This is a genomic window from Shewanella pealeana ATCC 700345, from assembly GCF_000018285.1.
GTDB lineage: Bacteria > Pseudomonadota > Gammaproteobacteria > Enterobacterales > Shewanellaceae > Shewanella > Shewanella pealeana.
Genome location: NC_009901.1, coordinates 4,011,097 through 4,030,078, shown reverse-complemented (window position 1 = coordinate 4,030,078; position 18,982 = coordinate 4,011,097). Strand labels below are relative to the sequence as shown.

The window sequence follows — 18,982 nt, the reverse complement described above, 5'->3', positions numbered from 1 at the left end:
GCTCATTAGCTTGTAGGTAATCTAGTGTATTAAGCACTTTTTATGATGGTTACTTCATCCCTGACTCTTTTGTCACTGACAATTACATTCCATTTGTCGAGTATAAAGATAAGCCATTGCTATTAGTGTTACAAGTGGTTAACAAGCGTGGGTGTATGATAAATGGGGTCAGACTTTGACCCCATATCTTTCCTCACTCAAACCTAGCCAATAAAACCCATAAACAGATAAGACGCTAGCAGCACGGCTACCCATAGCACCATATTACCCGAAGGATATGAGCCTGATAGCAAGCCTCCTAAGCCTTTATGTTTGTTGGCAATAATGGACTGGTATTGGCTTAGTTTGCCTCGTATAGCTTGGCGCAGCGCCCCATCAGCTTTCCATATTACCGCGAACAGTTTTTGTAGCACGTTGGGAATAGCGCGGCGATAAACCCAGTCCACATCCAAGTTGGTTGAACGCAATTCGGGAGGATACATGCCTCTGAGATTTAGCCAAACAAACGCCAGGGCTGAGAACATCAGCAACTGAGTCTGCGCCAATACGTGGGTCGCATCATAAGGGTTGTAACCCGTATCATATGGCAGCAATGAGTACAGCGCTGCAGGATAGATACCGATGGCAATACACAGGCTGGCGGCGATAAACATGGCGAATAACATATTGCGCGGCGGATCGCTGGCGCGCAGCCCCGAGTCGTGGGCGAAAAATGCAAAGTAGGGGATCTTGATCCCTGCATGGTGGAACACACCCGCAGAGGCGAACAGTAACATCAACCAGACCCAGTCATGACCGGTTTCAAGCGCGGCAGACATCACCATTGATTTACTGACAAAGCCGCTAAACAGTGGGAAGGCTGAGATAGAGGCGGCGCCGATAATACATAGTATCGTGGTCTTGGGCATGGTTTTATACAGGCCGCCCAGATCCGAGCCGTTGATTCTGCCAGTCATATGCAGCACTGCGCCCATGCTCATAAACAGCAAGCCTTTAAAGATCACATCGTTGAAGGCATGAGCTATTGCGCCGTTGATTGCCAGTGCAGTACCAATACCTATACCTACCACCATAAAGCCCACCTGGTTTATCAGGCTATAGGCCAAGACTCTGCGAAGATCATTTTCAATCACCGCAAAGAAGATCGGGAAGCAGGTCATGGCTGCGCCAATGTATATCAATAGCTCGGTGCCTGGGTAGGCGCGCGCCAGTGCGTAAACGGCTACCTTAGTGGTAAATGCACTGAGAATAACGGTACCCGTTGGTGTGGCTTCAGGGTAGGCGTCGGTGAGCCAAGTATGGGCAAAGGGAAAAGCACATTTAATACCAAAGGCGATAAAGATCAGCCAGCCAGCGATACTATCTAGGCCAATATACTCAAAAGATAGCGAGCCTGTTTCAGCGGCGTAAAATAGTGCGCCTACTAGCAAGATGACACCGGATAGGACCTGAATGATCAGGTAGCGCATGCCTGCATGATAAGCGCGGGTCGTTCTGCGCGCCCAGATTAAAAACACTGAGGTAAAGGCGAGTAGCTCCCAGAATATAAATAGAGTCAGTAGATCGCCCGCAAATACAGCGCCCAACGCACTACCTGCATAGAGCATGGCTGCGACCTGTTGTACGCTATCTTTGACATGCAGCGAGTAGATAATGGAGATGAATGCGGCGATATGAAATACATAGCCAAACATCAGGCTCAGTTTATCAGCGCGGTATGGCACCAACTCATAATCTAAAAACGTCAGCTGTAGATGAATACCTTCAGGCACTGTCCACAGGTGAATGGCGCTAATAACAGGAATGGCAACCATTATTGCGCCGCGCAGTGTGCCCCGGGTCATTGCAGCAATAAGCCCACCTATAAAGAATAGGGTAAAGGGCGGTAGCTCAAGCATCCACATGGTGACCACCTCTAGTGTTGTTTTTTGCTAGCAGGGGGACACCCTTTTGAGTGTTTTCATCTGCAGCATTTTCTGAAGTGTTTTGGTAATGAATGTTGCTATGAATACCGCCATGAACTTTATTTCGGTTGCCATCGGGATGGTTATCGTAAAAATTGTCATAATAGTCTTCTGGGCGCATCAAAAACGTTCGCATCCAGCGGGCAATGACCACTAAGACGACACAGCCAACAAAACCATAGATGGGGTAGAAGGCGGGCAGGTTCTCCCAGCTATGATAGACATGGCGATTGATAACAAAATCAAGCACCACGAGCAGGGTGCAGCAGGCATATAAAAGATACAGAACACGTTTTATGTTCTTAGGATTATCAAACAGATATTGCTTGTTACTGTTATTGTCCATGGCTGACTCCCGGTACAGTTAAGATGGTTTTTGCCAACTCATAGAGGGGTTGCGGATAGATGAATAGAATCAAGCAACCTAGGGTGGTGATGGACAGCGCGATTAATGACATGAGAGGGGCTTCCTTGATCCCAGTCTTAGTTGCGGCATGGCCCTTGCCTGGGAAAAAGGCATGGTATGGAATAGGTAGAAGATAGGCGATATTGAGCAGAGAGCTCACCATCAGCACCATCATAATGACCCAATGTTCGGTTTCCATTGTGCCCATTAACAGGAACCACTTACTCCACGTACCGCCTGCGGGTGGAACACCAATAATACTTAGACTGGCGATAAAAAAAGCCGCCATGGTGACAGGCATGGTAAAGCCGAGGCCGCGCATTTCACTTACTTTTGATTTATGGGTCGCAACCAGAATCGCGCCTGCACAGAAGAATAGGGTGATCTTGCCAAAAGCGTGGGTTGCAATATGCATCGAGCTACCAATGACCCCTGATGAGGTGGCCAGCAGTGCGCCTATGGTGATATAGCCCAGTTGACTCACCGTTGAGTAGGCGAGTCGTGCTTTTAAGTTATCCTGACGCATTGCCACTATGGAGGCGAGCAATACCGATGCGCCAGCTAAATAGAGCAGGAATTCGGTCGTAGGCAGAGTAGGTAGTAGCTCGATACCAAAGATAAACACGCAGATCTTTAAGATGGTGAACACCCCAGCCTTGACCACAGCTACCGCATGCAGCAGGGCACTCACCGGTGTTGGCGCCACCATAGCGGCGGGGAGCCAACGATGGAACGGCATGATGGCCGCCTTACCAATACCAAACACAAACAGTACCAGTATGGCTCCCAGTAAGCTGGTATCAACATCAGTGTGAAACACGCCGCCGGGTTTGAAGTCTAAGGTGCCGGCCACAAACCAGGTCAAGATAATCGCTAAAAGGAAGAAGGCGATGGAGGTCCCGAGTAAGATCCCTAAGTATACGCGCCCCCCTTGCTTGGCTTTTTCTGTGCCAGCGTGGGTCACTAAAGGATAGGTGGACAGGGTCAAGACTTCGTAGAAGATAAACAGGGTAAACAGGTTGGCGGAAAATGCTAATCCCATCACTGCGCTTATGGCCAACGCAAAGCAGAGGTAAAAGCGGGTTTGATTCTCCTCCCCATGGCCGCGCATATAGCCGATGGCGTATAGGGTGGTAATGAGCCACAGAAAGCTGGCAATGAGGGCAAACAGCATACCTAAAGGCTCAACCACAAAGCTCACTTCCAAGCCCGGTAGCAGTTGCCACCAAAACACCTCGATAGATGCGCCTGCACTGAGCCCTTGATATAGGTTTATCACACAGTACATAACGGCAAGGCTGATGCTTATCGTTACAGCCTCACGAAGGTTGGGGTGCTTTCCCGTTGCCAAGATCGCCAAAGTGGCAAGCAGCGGCAATATAATGGTTAGCTGTAGCAATAGATCCAAAGAGTGATTCATGGGTTAATTCCAAACAAGCTTTGAGAGGCCGCCTGTGCCACCTGCACACTAAGGCGGGTATCGATGCCAAAATAGATATTGGCCAGTACCAGCACCCAAATCGGGACAAGGAAGGTCCAAGGGGCTTCCTTGACGGGTTCACGACCCGGTACGGGGGGCTTGAAATAGGCGATTTCAACGATTCGCCATATATAAAGCACAGCCAGTAATGAACCGAGTAGCACCAACACCGCCACTGGCCACATTCCAGCCTCAACGGCGGCGATGAGCAGATACCACTTGCTGATAAAACCGACTGTCAGGGGGACGCCTATCAAACTTAACCCGCCTACAACTATGGCGGCCATGGTTAGCGGCATCTGTCGTCCTAGCCCTTGGAACTGGCTAAGTTGTACGCTGCCGATACGGTACATCACCGCGCCTAGCGCTAAAAACAGCGCACTCTTCATTAAGGCGTGATTAAACAGGTGCAGCAGAGTAGCCATAAGCCCTGTGGGGGTGTTGATGGCGTAGCCAATAATCATGTAGCCAACCTGAGCGATGCTCGAGTAGGCAAAGATATGTTTAACATTGGTTTTATATATCGCCGCAGTAGAAGCGGCGAATATGCCAACCAGCCCGAGGACCATAAATAAGTTCTGCAGTGGCAGGATGGAGAAGGAAAGCTCGATGCCAAATATCGTATAGGTGAAGCGGATCAATAAGTAAACCGCAACTTTAGTTGCCGTAGCGGCGAGGAATGCAGTCACTATTGAAGGAGCATAGGCGTAGGCGTTAGGTAACCATAGATGCAGTGGAAATAGTGCCAACTTTAAACAGACCCCAACGATTAAGAAGGCAAACGCGGCAAATACGGTACGTGTTTGGTCAACCTCTGGTAGCCGGTTGGCGAGATCATCCATATTTAGCGTGCCTGTCATCTGATACAGCAGACCGATGCCGATCAGAATAAAGGTCGCGCCGATAGTCCCCATGATCAGATATTGGTAGGCGGCCCAAAGAGCGCGTCTATCTTTGCCCAAAGCAATCAGGGCGTAGCCTGATAACGAGGAGATCTCTAGAAATACGAATACATTAAACAGATCGCCAGTGGCGACGATGCCGAACATCCCAGTCAATGACAGCAGGTAGAGGCTGTAAAACAGCGTGTGACGCTCTTTAGGCAGCTCTTTTTGAAGACTGGTTTGTGCGGCAAACAGGACGATGGTACTAATAGTTGAGATGATCAGCAGTAAAAGGGCGTTGAGCTCATCGATGCGATATTCGATCCCCCAAGGCGCGTCCCAGCCCCCAAGCTGATAAAGAATGGTGCCGGAGCTCATCACTTGTTGCAGTAGGGCTATGCTGGTTAGGCAGGAAAAACCGCTCACTAAGAGGGCGAACAGCCACACGAGTCTGGAGCGGTCTAGAAACCAGCATAGCGGTGCCGCCATCAGTGGCACAATGACTTGTAAAATAGGCAGATGTGCTAACACTATGTTTTGTCCTCAGTCAGCTGATCTTGAATTTGAATCTCATCCTCTTCTATAGAGCCGTATGATTCTTTGATTCTTACCACCAAGGCGAGCCCTAGTGCGGTCGTGGCAATACCGACCACAATTGCGGTGAGAATAAGCACATGGGGGAGGGGATTTGAGTAACGGCTCACTCCTTCGGCCAAGATTGGCGCGCTACCACTATCGACATTGCCCATACTGATATAAAAGATAAAAACCGAGGTCTGAAAAATCGTTAAGCCAACTAATTTTTTGATTAGGTTGCCATGGGCGATGACGATATAAAAACCTATCATCATCAGTAATACCACGATCCAGTAGTTATAGAGTCCCAGTATCATTACTTCACCTCGCCGTTGTTTAGTACAGTAATGCTTAGCTCAGCACTGTTTAGTTCAGTACTGTTTAGCTCAGTACTATTTAGAACATTGCGGTTTAGTTCTGGACTGATTAGTTCATGACAGTTCTGTTTAGTAGAGTGCTGTTGTGCTTCTCTGCGGCCGGCAAAGTTGAAAAAGATAATGATCATCACTGAGGCGACGGTGCAGCCCACACCAAGCTCGATCAGCAAAATACCTAAGTGCTGGCCAGCAATAGGGTCGTCGGCCAATACGTTGTAATCTAAGAAGTTACCTCCGTTAAATAGCGAGACCACACCAACACTGGCGTATAGCAAGAGTCCGATAGCTGCGAGCAGTTGGAACAGCGATAGACTAAAGACACGCTTGGCATTGTCTAAGCCAAATAACATGGCATAGAGAATGATTGCTGCGGCAAAGATCACCCCAGCTTGAAAGCCCCCTCCGGGACCAAAATCGCCGTGGAACTGCACATAGAGTGCAAACAGCAGGATGAAAGGGATCAAGGCTTTGCTGATGACTCGCAGTACGATATGCTGCTGATACATCTGCTCTTTTTTGGGCTCATCTAAGCGATATGACTTACGTCGTTGCGGCAATGCCAAGAGTGATAACACCCCAATGCCGGCAGTAAAGATAACGGCTACCTCACCTAAGGTATCAAATGCTCGGTAGCTCGCGAGTACCGAGGTGACAATATTGGGTACACCGACCTCCTGCATCGAGTCATTAATGTAACGAGGTGCGACATGTTGATGAATAGGTGCATCGAAACTGCCAAAGTAAGGCATATCCATGGTGCCGTAGATCAGCATGCCACCTGTGATAAGTACCACAAATAAAGCCAGTAAAGGCTTGTGACGCTTAGGCGACTCGGTGCGGCCTGTCATGCTGATGGCTGCCAGCATCAATAAACCAGATATACCTGCGCCTACAGAGGCTTCGGTAAAGGCCACATCCACAGCATCTAATACAACAAAAAAGCTTGCAGAGAGTAATCCATAGATCCCCGTCAACATCACTACGGCCAATAGATCTTTTGTCCGAACAATGGCGATAGCAATCACGACGAGAAAGCTTAATAGAACGACATCAACTAAGGTTTCGATGGCTAGTTCCCTCCCTTGTTGCTTGACTCATCAAGCTGCGGGTGTAAGTTGTTACGCAGGGCTGCTTTGGCCAGAGCATGACTTGCAGCGGGGTTAATCAATAGGGTCAACACTAAGATCATCATCAACTTAAGTAGTACTATTCCCTGTGGGTTTTGTAGCATCAAGCCGATGAGGATCATGCCTGCCCCTAAGGTGTCGGTGACCCCTACCGCGTGCATACGAGTATAAAAATCTGGGAAGCGCAAGATGCCAATGCCGCCAGATAGGCATAGAAAACAGCCGAGCAATAAGCACAATCCACTCGCGAACTCGAGTAAGAGATTCATTGTTTACCCTCCTTGGTTGACGTTTGCTCTTGATGTTGTTGATTGAACTCAACAGAGTCAGAAAAGCGTAGTACGCCGATAACACTGATAAAGTTGATCAGGGCGTATACGATAGCGATATCTAAAAACTCGGGTCGACCCATTAAAAAGCCCAGCACAGAGATAAGTAGCACCGTTTTAGTGCCAAACATATTGAATGCTAAGATTCGATCGTATAGCGATGGCCCCACGATGCAGCGGATGATCGCGAGGAGCATGACAACGAGAATGGCAATAGTGGCTGCAGTTAACATCATTTTTCCAATTCAGTGACCCGGCGATCCATCTTGCCGGCTTTTAAGGTATCGATATTTTCCTTGCTCAAGGCGTGGATGATGACTTTATCATCGACTAAGCCCACCGCGACGGTACCCGGCGTCAAGGTTATGGAGTTGGCGTAGATAACCTTGCCAAGATCTGTGCGCTGAGTGGCGTCTATTGTGGCGAGAGTTGGGGAGATGCTGCTATTGCCAAGCCAAATGTGTTTGACCACAGAAATATTAGCGATAATGATCTCTTTGGCTAGCCATAGCATGTAGCCTGGCATTTTGGCAGAAAGGTGAATTGGTAGAGACTCATAGTCGATTACATTCATCCTATGTGCGATATAGAGCACAAGCAGGATAGAAGCGGCCCCAAGTGACAGCAGTAGTGGGTTACTGTAATTTGAGTTAATCCACCAGAAAATAGACAGGGTTAAGCAGAGGCTAACTGCGTGCCTTGGCAGTAATCTCGTTTTTTCATCGGGTGCTAATTTATCTAATAACTTATCTTCATTTATGCTCATTTTCTCACCGTTACCAATAGGTTCATTGGGTTGAGGGGTTATGTTTTGTCATTACATTTCATCTATGGCTTTCAGTGGCTTATGAACATGATGATTCCACAGCGAGAGCATTTAAAATTTGTGTGTGTAGCAACAGCATCGAGTCAATTGGATACGACAAGTGTCCAACGAGGCGCTCTGCTAACTGCTCGATATTTTCATCCTTAGGCAGGCACAACTGTATCGGTTGTTCCTTTGAAGTCACTTTTCCTACTCTGGTTCGATAGGCTCTATCTAAAAATACGCCCGATGTTTCACGTAAGACGTAATTTGATTTTGTGGTTAAGGAGCCTGCCAGAAATCCCTGAATATAATAAACACAGGAGTTGTCTGAGAGCTCTTCAGGGGTATTCTTAAGTGCAATACAAGATTTAAGTACTGCTCGTTCTTCATTTGTAGGAACTGTTGAGTCTGCAAACAACGAAAAGGATAAGGCGACTGTTAGTAGTACTAATAACTGGCTGCTCTTCATTTAAAATCCTTATTTATGTAATGACTGAATCGAGAGTCATAAATGCTTGCTTGGCGGTTATTTTTTGAGTGGCACAATATTAGATTAACAATTCATCCCGACTTAGAAATCATATTTTTATTGTTAGGTTTAGTCACTCACTGACCTTAACAGTTAAGAGTAAATCGCTAGCTAGTGTAAACTCGGATATTGTTGCATCATTGTTCGGAAATAGCGAGGTGTTGATTCAAGCTGTTGTTTTTCTGGTGTTGATTTTTTGTTTCGGTGTTGATTTGATGCCGAAGGGGAAGGTAGTTAAGTTTCAATTTATGTTAAGTTAAGCTTGTTTGCGCTTATTTTTAAGTCTGTTTTAAGCTTTGGGGGCTGACTTAATTTAAAAGCGAGGGGTTTTTGGCTTAAGTAAAATCATGCCTATATCGTGGCTTTTAACGACTTTTAAGCTTAAACCTAGTTTAACTATGTTTAAGCTCATTATATTAAAAAGGACGCTAATCAGCGTCCTTTTTAATCATGTTAAGCGGTGCTTTTGTTCGTCCACTTGTATTAGTCTGCCTGCATCCAATCAACCTTAACCCCTGCTTGGTCAAACATATCTTGGCTTATTTTAATCTTATCCGCCCAGCGTGACAGAAAGTCTTCGCTTGGTTGTGGACTATGGACTGTGCTTAATCCTGTTTGGATTATCTTGGCGGCGCAGTTAGGGCAGGGAAAATGCGTCACCCAGATCTCGCAGCCACTAAGATCGCGCTTAGCGTAGAGAATGGCATTCTCTTCGGCATGCAGGGTTTTGAGTAGCTTCATCTCTCGGTTGTCGGTTTCGGCGCTATCGGAGATCCCATGGGGATAGCCGTTAAAACCTAATGAGACAATTCGGTTATCTTCGGTGATCACTGCGCCCACTTGTGTGGAGGGATCTTTACTCCAAGATGCAACGAGCTCGGCCATCTGTAAAAAACGTGTCGCCCATTTTGTCATCATCTAACTAAAACTCCTAAATCGATACCATTGAATAAACCGCTCAAACTAGCTGTTATTCTCTATGCAGAACAATGATAAATCAACATATAACCCATCAATAAGCAATTAAATGACTCTAAGTTAGTGATCACTTATTCTTTCTAGCATTTCTTTGATGTAACCCAGCGATACAGTGCGCTACTAAGGTTTATGATCTTTGTTCGTTTCGCAAAAAGAGTTCGCACACTGATGCCAAATATTAATCAAGAAAGACTCGTTGAACATTTTATCTCACTGGTGAGAATCGACAGTGAATCAGGCAATGAAAAAGCGGTGGCAGAGGTGCTAACAGAGCAGCTCGGTCAACTGGGCTTTGAGGTGACTCAACTTGCTGTACCTAGCGAGATCACTAACGGTTTTAATATCTATGGCAAGTTAACCGGCTCACTTGAAGGCAGCATCGTTTTCAGTAGCCATATGGATACTGTGACACCGGGTATTGGTATTGAACCGATTATTGAAGATGGCATTATTCGCTCTAAAGGCGACACCATTCTAGGCGGCGATGATAAATCGGGTATTGCGGCTGTGATGGAGGCGGTTCGCAGCATTCAAGAGCGCGGCGAAGCCCATAAAACCATTGAAGTGGCGTTTACTGTGTATGAAGAACGTGGCATGCATGGTGCTAAGAATTTTGATATCAGTAAGATTGAATCTAGCCAAGCTATCGTGCTCGATTCTGGCGGCCCTATTGGCACCATTATCACCACGGCGCCGGGCCAGCAAAGCCTAAAAGTGACCATCAAGGGTAAACCTGCCCATGCGGGTCTTGAGCCTGAGGCTGGGATTAACGCGTTAACGGTTGCTGCAGATGCCATCAGCAAAATGCAGTTGAGCCGTATCGATGATGAAACCACGGCTAACATTGGTGTAGTGCAAGGAGGCCAGGCAACCAATATCGTGATGCCTGAGCTGTATATTGAGGCGGAAGCGCGCTCACTCGATGATGACAAGCTGGCAAAGCAAGTGGCGCATATGGTGTCGACCTTTGAGGCGGCGGCGCAAAAGCATGGCGCTAGCGTTGAGATTGATTCGACTCGCTCTTATAACGCTTATCATATTGCGGATGATGACGCCCATGTGGTTGAGGTTAAAAATACATTTGCCGCCATAGGCATTGAGGCTATGACTAAACCTACTGGCGGTGGATCTGACGCCAATATCTTTAACGCGAATGGCTTAAAGACGGTTAACTTGTCGACGGGGATGTCGAAAGTTCACACCACTGATGAGTTCATCGCGGTAGCCGATTTGGCCGCAATCACTGAATTCGTTCACTGTTATCTGACCCGCTAACATAACAATGGCCGGCTTTAGTCGCCGGCCTTGTTTTCATTACAATCATACTTCGCGATAACGGTTAGCCCCTTCATATAAGACAGCTTGTTTACCTTCTTGTGCTTAAGCATTTGTTTTTGATGTTTTAGGCGAGGGGCGGGAGTTAACTTGCCTGTACTGACATTGGTCAGTGTAAATTCAGATCTCCAACTATACTTATTACGGTAATTTAAATGCTAATACTGATTGATATAAAAGAGCGCTAGCAGAGCGTTAACTTAACGGACTCGATATCACAGCGCACCAAGATTGCTCACATTAAGGGATTAAATGATGCGAGGCTATACTAGCAACCTCAGACATTTGGTTAGCTTGTTAGTGTTAACGGGGTTGAGTTGTTACTTCTATTATTTCATGGAGTGGTTATTCTTCCTCTCTCGACCCTCAATGCTTAGTTATTTGAGCTTCACTGACAACTTGACCTTACTCTTCAGCGCTCCTTTACCTCTCATTACTATTACTCTACCTGCAGTAGGCATATTGGGATTATTGTCGACTCTCTTAGCTAGCATGAAAGCAGTGCCTAAGGCTGTTTCTAACTTGGCTCGCTATGCTATTCCTGCAATAGTTTTGACGGGGACGGCATTTTTAATGCTAGATAATTTCTCATATACCCTGTTTGGTATCGCCTCACACTCAGCTTCAACCTTTGCTTTTCAAGCTTACTATTGGATTATCATTTTCCTCTTTTTCATCTACTTCATAGACAAGCTCGCCAAGGCTAATTCCACTGACGGGGTCATCGGCAAGTATTGCGGGTCTTTGCTTAAGTTGATGTTGATATTACTCGGTCTCTCATCGGTCTCCTTAGTGGTATCGTACAATCAACCACTTTCTACAGAGCTAGGTGTAAGTACTGCTGCCGTGAGTGCTACACCATTGAGGGATAAGTTACCCAATATTATTTTCTTAGGTGCTGACGGGGTTAATAGCAGCAACATGTCTATCTATGGCTATCAACGGGTCACCACACCATTTATGGACAGTATCGCCCATGAGAGCCTTATCTATAGAAATCATTGGACTAATTCATCTAAAACGACAGGCTCAATTGGAGCGCTATTGACTGGCAAGTATCCAACTCGGACCAAGGTTATCTTCAGGCCAGATACCTTTAAAGGAGAAGATATGTTTCAGCATCTTCCCGGAATATTGAGAGGGCTTGGATATTATAATATTGATATTACCTTGAGGCATTACATCGACTCGGAAGATCTGAAGATGCGTAATGCCTTCGATTACGCAAATCATAGGCAATTGAATCAACAAGGCTCACAACTAAAGCATTTCTTTCTACTGCGTTGGCCCACTATGGTGCAGTTTATCGAAGAAAATGGGCTGCGGCTCTATCAACGATTGGCGCACTTGAGTGGTTATACCTCTATGGTTAATCCACGTAAGCAGATCCATCAAGGTGCTGATGCTGCGCCCCATCTTTCGGATATTGGCCGTATAAAGCAATTGAAGGAGCAAATTCTACAGGCTCCCAAACCATTTTTTGCAAACGTACATTTGCTCGGCCCACACGGGAGCAAATTTGACTATCAAGAAGCTATTTTTACCGAAACAAAGCAGCAAGATGAGCATTGGATGGTTGATCATTATGACAACGCAATCTATCAATGGGATGCATATAGTCGAGAAATATACCAACTGTTAGATGAGTTAGGTGAGCTGGATAATACCCTGTTGGTATTCAGCAGCGATCACGGCAAAGGCCACAGTGTAAATGAAACTCTGCCCTTGATCATACGTTACCCGAATAAAGAGCATACAGGCACAATAACTCAGGCATCTCAGAGAGTGGATATTGCGCCAACCGTATTATCCTATTTGGGAGTCACGCCGCCGCAATGGATGGACGGTCATAGTCTATTATCTCGAGGTAACGACTTCTATCCAATATTCATCGTCACCTCTTCGATGCAACAGTTAACCAATGCCGGGGACTGGAAGGTTGCAGCTAATTTAAAGCCGCCTTTTTACTCTTTGGGCACCATATCTATGGCGTATTGTGGCATTTTATATTCCATGGACATTAACGATATTCATCAACCTTTGCTTTCCCAGCAAAGAGTTCACCCTAAAGCCGCTACATGTCCAGATGTCGATTTAGAGCCCATGTTAGCGTATGGGATGATTGTCACCCACCTTAAAGAGATGGGCTACAATACCGATCAACTTAACGTCGAGTTGCGCTTAAGGCAGTATAGTGTGCGGACTGAGTGAGGTATTGTGTCCTTACGCATTATAGTAAAGTATCCCTGTAAAGCCTGCTCAAAGCCCTGCTCATGGTAGTCTGGGAATATGTCTTCTCTTGTTGCTAGCAGGTGTTCTACCTGTGAATCGCTTTTGGGAACAAACTCGATAATTAAATAATCGCTAACCAGACTGTGTAGCAACTGAATAATCTTGTTAAGTGGTACATTGTTGCCTATGGCCAGATGGTGGATCAATGCTAAGGCTATCATCACTTCGAACTTCTCTCGGCCAACAAAAGCGCTGCGCTCCTCATTAGCCCAGCCTATCGACGGTGAAGGGTTAAATAGATCTAACACCACAGGCAATATACGCTCGTCCCCTTCGGCCCTGACTTTAAGATAATTCTGTTCAACCGCGAGTTCGTCAAAGTCGAAAGAAATGACCCTGTGTGAGTACTTACTGGCTATGCGGCTGAAGTGTCCATTGTTGGCACCAAGGTCGGCTAACAGTGAGATAGGCTTGTCGAAATCCTTCAAATAGCTTTCAATAATCTCCTGTTTACCTAGCATTGAGGCTTGCGAGTAGTTGGTATTGTCATAGTAGTCACCCCACTCGGTATTCGCCGATGACCAGCTTAATCCTGCTACATAAGCCCTTAAACTTGTGACTAGCGCGCCAAGTTTGCCTATGTCTATTTTCGAACTGGCTTTTTCGATATGCTGACTAGCAGAATCTCCACTGGCACTGTATCTCGATTGCATTTTAGCGTGCAGGTGAATGTGTGACAGTGCATTGAAGCTAAACCAAGTATGGCGTGGTAGTAAGCGACTGGCTAAATCGAGTGGTACTCCATCTATGTAGAGTTCTGTCATACGCCCCAAGCGATGATCGCAGTACTTCTTCAATAGCAATGGCGCCAAAAAGTGTTGGCAAAACTGACGGTATGCAACCCAAGGGCCTTGTTGATAGCGGGTAAATGAGAGTGTGTCGATAAGAACAGGCTTACCTTGGTAAAACTGAATATTAAAGGCGCTGGCATCTTTGAGCGTAAAACCAAAATCTAAGGCTAATAATTGAATATCTAAGGTCAGCTTTGCCGCATCTTGCAGCTGACTGAAGCTCCATTCGTATGGATAGGTAAGGTAGGGGATCAGCACAGGTTTAATGACTTTATGTACGTTGTCCCTGCAATGCTCATCTAGGCTTATCTCTTCATGGTCGACGATATAGCCTTTATTAACCAGAGCTTGATGTAGGCCACTTTCAACGTAAGCATCGAACTCCTCTTTATAGGAGGAGTTAACCTGTCGATACAAGCTTCCTTGCTTACTGAAGATAAAGCCACTGTTATCTCGAAACGAAGCCCTATGTACCTCAATCTCATCCATAGAAATAACCCACTAATGAAGTTAGTTAAAAAATAAATAATCTCAGATATCACTATAGCTCATTTGCAATTTGCTCAATGGTAGATGCCTAACTATATTCAAGAATACCCTCTCAATCGACTTTCAGCTCAGGAGAGTCCGAAATGAAGCGCTACCAAATAGGGAAAAAAGTTTTCATCTCTGCCGCCTTAGTCATGCTAAGTATGCCAGCCTATGCTTATTTAGACCCAGGAACTGGCAGCATCATTCTTCAGGCTATCATAGCTTCTGTAGTAGTGGGGTTTGCCAGTTTAAGGCTTTGGTGGGATAAATTTATCGGCCTGTTCAGTGCACGTAAAAATGACAAGAAGCTTAATCCACAAAATAATGAAACAGATGAGGTCGGCACGGATAAAGAAGGGAAAAACTAAATGGTGAAATCAATAAAGCTCGGCCTAGGCCGAGCTTTATTGTTAGCACTGTTAATTAAAAGAAACGCTTAAAACAAGTCGCCGTTAAGCCATAGGTGACAAAGGATACTTGCGGCGTAACCTAGTGCAATAACCGGCATCCACTTTAGATGGCCAAAGAAGGTGTATTTGCCGTGAGCTGCGCCCATTAGTGCTACACCAGCAGCTGAGCCTATTGATAACATGCTTCCGCCGACACCTGCAGTTAATGTTACTAATAACCAGTTGCCTAAGCTCAGCTCTGGTTGCATGGTCAGTACCGCAAACATCACTGGAATATTATCCACAATTGCCGAGAGTATGCCGACCATTACGTTAGCCCAAATCGGGTCCCACTGGTTGTACATCACATCAGATACCATGCCGAGATAACCTAGTAAGCTTAAACCGCCTACGCACATCACCACGCCGTAGAAAAACAGTAAGGTGTCCCACTCTGCATGGGATACGCGTTTAAATACATCGAATGGCACCACTGAACCTAAGCGTTTTAGTGCTGCTTCATCTTTATTGGCTAAGGCAACGGCTTTCTTTCTTTCTAGTGAGCGAGGCAGCGTTTTACGTAGGTAAAAACCAAAGAACTGTAGGTAGCCTAGGCCCATCATCATGCCGATAACTGGCGGGAAGTGTACTAAGGCGTGGAAGCTAACCGCGGTGGCGATAGTTAGAATAAATAGCGCGACAATCCGTTTGGCGCCACGTTTTAACTCGACCTGTTCATTAGCGCAATCCGGCTTAGTCTTAGGTACGAAGAACGACATAATGATTGCTGGAATAATGTAGTTAACTAGCGATGGAATAAACAGATCTGTGAATTCCATAAAGCTCACTAAGCCAGTTTGCCAGACCATCAAGGTGGTAATATCGCCAAATGGACTAAAGGCCCCGCCAGCATTCGCGGCTACGACGATGTTGATACAGGCAATATTGATGAATTTTACATTGCTGCCACCGACCTTCATTACCACTGCACACATTAACAATGCCGTGGTCAGGTTATCGGCAATAGGTGAAATGATAAAAGATAGGAAGCCAGTGAGCCAAAATAAGGTACGAAAATTAAACCCCTTACTCACCATCCATGCCTGCAGACTATCAAACAGGCGCCTTTCTTCCATCGCACTGATATAGGTCATTGCCACCAGTAAGAACAGCAATAGCTCAGAGTATTCCAGTAAATTATGTTCTAAGGCTTGTTTCGCCACTTCAACTTGGCCTTGTTGCTGATAGGCAAAACCTATCATCAGCCAGATAATACCTGCCGCTAACAGTACAGGTTTTGATTTACGCAGCTGTAAATACTCTTCTCCCATCACTAAACAATAAGCCAGAAAAAAAATGATTAACGCTGCATAACCTACACCCGATTGCGTTAAATCCAATCCAGCTTCGCTGGCAAAGGCGGGGCTTGCTAGCCCTAAGGATATTATGGCTAAAATTAATTGACTGACTTTCATGTGACTTCTCGACTCCTTGAAGGCATTAAGTAGTTTTAGAGCAATGCGCTATCACTTCAACAAAATTGACGAACTGCGTATTGTTAAGTGATGGTGTGGAATTTGTTGCGTATTTTAACGTGATTGCAGTTAACAATACAGGCGTAATAGATGGTTTATTGCTAGTACTTTAGTTTATGAACAAACTCAAAGTGTGTGTTGGTGGGATATTCTGCTGATACTGGTATTTATAGGAGATCTGGGTTGGCAATTGTTTGAAATAAAACTTTTAAAAGTAGCTTTTGTGACTAAATCAGTAGACTAAACCCGTCGGCTAAATTAGTCGATAAGGCGCGGGTTAGATAGTCCCGCGCCGGAATGAATTGCCTCGATACTCTTAGCTACTAGCCTTGACTTGATATTCTTTGTGACGAGTAAGTTTAGCTGCCAATAAACTTAGAGATAAAGTTACCGACGTTACTAAAGCTTGCTATGCCCATTCCTAACACAATCACAACCCCCATGATCGACAGGTAAAGTGGGTGCTTGTAATCACCGACAATATCTTTGCGGCGAGTGGCCATAAGCATAAATGCGAGTACGACAGGCAGGATGAGACTATTGATTAAGCCTGCCAACATCAACAATAGGATTGGCATGTCCATCATTACTGTGCCTATGCTAGTGAGTGCGATAAAACCAATGCAGAAGTTTCTCTCGTTGCGCTCAACTACTGGGAATAGGGTCTTGATCAGTGATGTCGCCATATAGGAGTTACCGACAACTGAAGTAATTGATGCAACGAACAGCACCAATCCAAAGATAAAGTAACCTAAGTCGCCCGCGCCTTGTTTGAATGCATCGGCGGCTGGATTATTCGTATCTAAAACGCCCCCCGCTGCAATTACGCCAAATACCGCAAGGAAAAGTAAAATGCGAATAACGACAGCAATCGAGATCCCAGCCCAGGCCGCTGTCTTAATCGCACCAATCTGCTCCTTGCCTTGCAGGCCTATATCAACCAGTCTTTGCGCGCCAGTATAGTAACCACCAACGGCCCCACCAACTATCGTCAGAGTGGGTAGCAGTAAGTTTTCGATGTTCATTGGCATGACGGCCGCGGTTAATGTTTCGCCCATAGGTGGCAGACTGGTCATGGCGACGTAAGCGATTAAGATAATCATGAACAGCCCCAGATAGCGAGCCATTTGATCCATTCGCTTTGATGCGTTGTGAACCACAAATAGTAAGCAACCCACAACACCGGTAAACAGTGCGCCCCATGTGGTATCGACGCCAGTTAGTACGTTTAAACCTAGCGCCGAGCCGCTGACGTTACCGAAGTTAAAAGCGACCGCGCCCAGTGCCAGCAAAATACCAATAAAGTATCCCGCGCCAGGTGCAATTTTATTGGCTATGTCTTGAATGCGAAGACCCGAGACTCCCACTATGCGCCATAGGTTCATCACAATAGCGAAAGTGATAAACATAGAGGCAAAAACAGGGAATGCCATATCTACCTTGTAAATATTGGTAAAAACAGCTGTTTGCGTTAAAAATCCGGGCCCAACAGATGTTGTCGCCATTAAAAAGGCAACACTAAGAACAGCTTTGTTCTTCCAAGACGGGGGCGGGGAAGTTGTGATTGACGCATTCGCGGAGGTGGTTTGGGTAGTCATTCTGCTCTCAAAAATAGTTATCTCTCAATTTATAAAAATAGAGAAACAACTGACCGAGATCAGCTGATGTAAAGCAAAAAAACTTAGGATAAGGTGCCGCGGCGGGCTGCTTTTTGCTGGGGGCGGATATTAATGACTCCTCAAAAGTAAGTCAACCGTTTCGTCATAAAATTCAGATGTTTATTGATGCATTTGCAGCTGCTCGATTAATTTAAGCAACTGCTCAGTATCATTACGGCTTATTCAATGAGTTAAATTGTGCAGCAGTTATAAAAATATAATGCTGGGGGATCTCTAACAGTCCTTTTTGGGTCGGAGATAAACGCTGCTTGTTGGCGTCAATTTGAAAGCCAAATGCGAGCAGGCTTTTAATTGATGGCTGATTGTTTTCAGTCACATAACAGTAGATTTCATCTAGCTGTAGGATGTTGAATCCTACTTTTAATACTTGCTGCTTAATATAACGGTTAAGCTTTTTACCTTGATACTCACCAGTGAGCCAAGTGCCTATCTCTGCACGTTTTTCAGCTAAATTAATATTTTTTAGTCGTGTAAAGCCAATGGCTTTATGTGTTGAGCCGCATCTTATTGTAAATAGTAAGCTATTGGGTTCGCTCAGTACTCTTTTGAGATAACAGTCAAAAGCATCAGTTGTCTCTTTGGGAAATCGCGCAAATCGCCAAATATCAGGGTGCATGCCAATCGCTTTTAGTGCTGCTATATCTGCAGTTATGAGAGGTGATATATAGGCATTTTCAAGGGTAAATGAGGCGCACAGAGTTTGAGTTGCTGAAGTATATTTTTCGAGATTATTAGCCATAAGAAGCGACAGGTGAGGTGTTGGTTGAATATTGTTAATTAAGAGAACGCAATTATAGCAATTGAAAGTATTTTTTAGCTAGCAAACTCAGGCTTGTATTTGAAGTTTGATATGTGGCGCACATTGAACTAATAATCTAGTTATATGCCGCCAACAGGCAGCGCTTTTAATCTTGCTTTGAGCGTTTCTTCACTTGAGCATATGCAGCGTATTGCCTACAATAGCGCACTTTT

General features: G+C 45.5%; 18 protein-coding genes. 3 read left to right on the top strand and 15 right to left on the bottom strand.

The window, feature by feature from the left end; translation table 11 throughout:
• Window positions 1-203 precede the first annotated feature (203 nt).
• The 11 genes from SPEA_RS17345 to SPEA_RS17295 form a co-directional block, all read right to left on the bottom strand.
• Window positions 204-1,904, bottom strand: a complete 1,701-nt coding sequence (locus SPEA_RS17345; RefSeq protein ID WP_012156501.1) for a Na(+)/H(+) antiporter subunit D — start codon at window positions 1,902-1,904, stop codon at window positions 204-206.
• Window positions 1,891-2,310 carry a hypothetical protein gene (locus tag SPEA_RS17340; RefSeq protein ID WP_012156500.1) on the bottom strand — a complete coding sequence of 140 codons (420 nt, stop codon included), beginning with the start codon at window positions 2,308-2,310 and terminating at the stop codon, window positions 1,891-1,893. The genes SPEA_RS17345 and SPEA_RS17340 overlap by 14 nt, the downstream gene beginning before the upstream one ends.
• The gene (locus SPEA_RS17335; protein ID WP_012156499.1) at window positions 2,300-3,790 is read right to left on the bottom strand and encodes a monovalent cation/H+ antiporter subunit D family protein; all 1,491 of its coding nucleotides are present in this window, start codon (window positions 3,788-3,790) and stop codon (window positions 2,300-2,302) included. Before SPEA_RS17335 ends, SPEA_RS17340 begins: the two co-directional genes overlap by 11 nt.
• A complete protein-coding gene (locus SPEA_RS17330) occupies window positions 3,787-5,265 on the bottom strand; it encodes a monovalent cation/H+ antiporter subunit D family protein (protein ID WP_012156498.1) in 1,479 nt (492 codons plus the stop codon). Before SPEA_RS17330 ends, SPEA_RS17335 begins: the two co-directional genes overlap by 4 nt.
• Complete coding sequence (locus SPEA_RS17325; protein WP_012156497.1) at window positions 5,265-5,627, bottom strand: cation:proton antiporter subunit C; 363 nt, start codon at window positions 5,625-5,627, stop codon at window positions 5,265-5,267. Before SPEA_RS17325 ends, SPEA_RS17330 begins: the two co-directional genes overlap by 1 nt.
• Window positions 5,627-6,754, bottom strand: a complete 1,128-nt coding sequence (locus SPEA_RS17320; protein ID WP_083766691.1) for a Na(+)/H(+) antiporter subunit B — start codon at window positions 6,752-6,754, stop codon at window positions 5,627-5,629. The genes SPEA_RS17325 and SPEA_RS17320 overlap by 1 nt, the downstream gene beginning before the upstream one ends.
• A gap of 2 nt (window positions 6,755-6,756) precedes the next feature.
• The gene (gene mnhG / locus SPEA_RS17315) at window positions 6,757-7,083 is read right to left on the bottom strand and encodes a monovalent cation/H(+) antiporter subunit G (protein WP_012156495.1); all 327 of its coding nucleotides are present in this window, start codon (window positions 7,081-7,083) and stop codon (window positions 6,757-6,759) included.
• Window positions 7,080-7,376, bottom strand: coding sequence for an MrpF/PhaF family protein (locus SPEA_RS17310; RefSeq protein ID WP_041411057.1), 297 nt, complete (start codon window positions 7,374-7,376; stop codon window positions 7,080-7,082). The genes mnhG and SPEA_RS17310 overlap by 4 nt, the downstream gene beginning before the upstream one ends.
• Window positions 7,376-7,909, bottom strand: a complete 534-nt coding sequence (locus tag SPEA_RS17305) for a Na+/H+ antiporter subunit E (protein ID WP_012156493.1) — start codon at window positions 7,907-7,909, stop codon at window positions 7,376-7,378. Before SPEA_RS17305 ends, SPEA_RS17310 begins: the two co-directional genes overlap by 1 nt.
• Window positions 7,910-7,988: 79 nt before the next feature.
• Entirely contained in the window at window positions 7,989-8,420 is a 432-nt protein-coding gene (locus tag SPEA_RS17300) for a hypothetical protein (RefSeq protein WP_012156492.1), read from the bottom strand.
• Between the two features lie 543 nt (window positions 8,421-8,963).
• A complete protein-coding gene (locus SPEA_RS17295) occupies window positions 8,964-9,398 on the bottom strand; it encodes a dCMP deaminase family protein (protein ID WP_012156491.1) in 435 nt (144 codons plus the stop codon).
• A 228-nt stretch (window positions 9,399-9,626) separates the two neighbouring features.
• On the opposite strand from SPEA_RS17295, the gene SPEA_RS17290 reads away from it, so the two are divergent.
• Window positions 9,627-10,733, top strand: a complete 1,107-nt coding sequence (locus tag SPEA_RS17290) for a M20/M25/M40 family metallo-hydrolase (protein ID WP_041411056.1) — start codon at window positions 9,627-9,629, stop codon at window positions 10,731-10,733.
• Between the two features lie 531 nt (window positions 10,734-11,264).
• Window positions 11,265-13,004 (top strand): sulfatase-like hydrolase/transferase, encoded by a 1,740-nt coding sequence (locus SPEA_RS17285; protein WP_223296522.1) that lies wholly within the window; start codon window positions 11,265-11,267, stop codon window positions 13,002-13,004.
• Here the strand turns inward: SPEA_RS17285 and SPEA_RS17280 are convergent.
• Window positions 12,953-14,365 (bottom strand): class I SAM-dependent methyltransferase, encoded by a 1,413-nt coding sequence (locus SPEA_RS17280; RefSeq protein ID WP_012156488.1) that lies wholly within the window; start codon window positions 14,363-14,365, stop codon window positions 12,953-12,955. The genes SPEA_RS17285 and SPEA_RS17280 overlap by 52 nt on opposite strands.
• A gap of 143 nt (window positions 14,366-14,508) precedes the next feature.
• Between SPEA_RS17280 and SPEA_RS17275 the strand changes: the two genes are divergently transcribed.
• Entirely contained in the window at window positions 14,509-14,775 is a 267-nt protein-coding gene (locus SPEA_RS17275) for a hypothetical protein (protein ID WP_012156487.1), read from the top strand.
• Window positions 14,776-14,843: 68 nt separating this feature from the next.
• Here the strand turns inward: SPEA_RS17275 and nhaD are convergent, their stop codons facing one another.
• From nhaD to SPEA_RS17260, 3 genes are all read right to left on the bottom strand, one after another.
• Window positions 14,844-16,271 carry a sodium:proton antiporter NhaD gene (nhaD, locus tag SPEA_RS17270; RefSeq protein ID WP_012156486.1) on the bottom strand — a complete coding sequence of 476 codons (1,428 nt, stop codon included), beginning with the start codon at window positions 16,269-16,271 and terminating at the stop codon, window positions 14,844-14,846.
• Window positions 16,272-16,690: 419 nt separating this feature from the next.
• Window positions 16,691-17,836 carry an NRAMP family divalent metal transporter gene (locus SPEA_RS17265; protein WP_223296521.1) on the bottom strand — a complete coding sequence of 382 codons (1,146 nt, stop codon included), beginning with the start codon at window positions 17,834-17,836 and terminating at the stop codon, window positions 16,691-16,693.
• Window positions 17,837-18,161: 325 nt separating this feature from the next.
• The gene (locus SPEA_RS17260) at window positions 18,162-18,749 is read right to left on the bottom strand and encodes a GNAT family N-acetyltransferase (protein WP_012156484.1); all 588 of its coding nucleotides are present in this window, start codon (window positions 18,747-18,749) and stop codon (window positions 18,162-18,164) included.
• Window positions 18,750-18,982 lie beyond the last annotated feature (233 nt).

Excerpts from the sequence above, each read along its gene's own strand:
- SPEA_RS17265 (WP_223296521.1), bottom strand. The coding sequence starts at position 17,836 with ATGGCGACAACATCTGTTGGGCCCGGATTTTTAACGCAAACAGCTGTT.
- SPEA_RS17305 (WP_012156493.1), bottom strand. The coding sequence starts at position 7,909 with ATGAGCATAAATGAAGATAAGTTATTAGATAAATTAGCACCCGATGAA.
- SPEA_RS17280 (WP_012156488.1), bottom strand. The coding sequence starts at position 14,365 with ATGGATGAGATTGAGGTACATAGGGCTTCGTTTCGAGATAACAGTGGC.
- SPEA_RS17300 (WP_012156492.1), bottom strand. The coding sequence starts at position 8,420 with ATGAAGAGCAGCCAGTTATTAGTACTACTAACAGTCGCCTTATCCTTT.
- SPEA_RS17345 (WP_012156501.1), bottom strand. The coding sequence starts at position 1,904 with ATGTGGATGCTTGAGCTACCGCCCTTTACCCTATTCTTTATAGGTGGG.
- SPEA_RS17260 (WP_012156484.1), bottom strand. The coding sequence starts at position 18,749 with ATGGCTAATAATCTCGAAAAATATACTTCAGCAACTCAAACTCTGTGC.
- mnhG (WP_012156495.1), bottom strand. The coding sequence starts at position 7,083 with ATGAATCTCTTACTCGAGTTCGCGAGTGGATTGTGCTTATTGCTCGGC.
- SPEA_RS17340 (WP_012156500.1), bottom strand. The coding sequence starts at position 2,310 with ATGGACAATAACAGTAACAAGCAATATCTGTTTGATAATCCTAAGAAC.
- SPEA_RS17335 (WP_012156499.1), bottom strand. The coding sequence starts at position 3,790 with ATGAATCACTCTTTGGATCTATTGCTACAGCTAACCATTATATTGCCG.
- SPEA_RS17295 (WP_012156491.1), bottom strand. The coding sequence starts at position 9,398 with ATGATGACAAAATGGGCGACACGTTTTTTACAGATGGCCGAGCTCGTT.
- SPEA_RS17310 (WP_041411057.1), bottom strand. The coding sequence starts at position 7,376 with ATGTTAACTGCAGCCACTATTGCCATTCTCGTTGTCATGCTCCTCGCG.
- SPEA_RS17325 (WP_012156497.1), bottom strand. The coding sequence starts at position 5,627 with ATGATACTGGGACTCTATAACTACTGGATCGTGGTATTACTGATGATG.
- SPEA_RS17290 (WP_041411056.1), top strand. The coding sequence starts at position 9,627 with ATGCCAAATATTAATCAAGAAAGACTCGTTGAACATTTTATCTCACTG.
- nhaD (WP_012156486.1), bottom strand. The coding sequence starts at position 16,271 with ATGAAAGTCAGTCAATTAATTTTAGCCATAATATCCTTAGGGCTAGCA.
- SPEA_RS17275 (WP_012156487.1), top strand. The coding sequence starts at position 14,509 with ATGAAGCGCTACCAAATAGGGAAAAAAGTTTTCATCTCTGCCGCCTTA.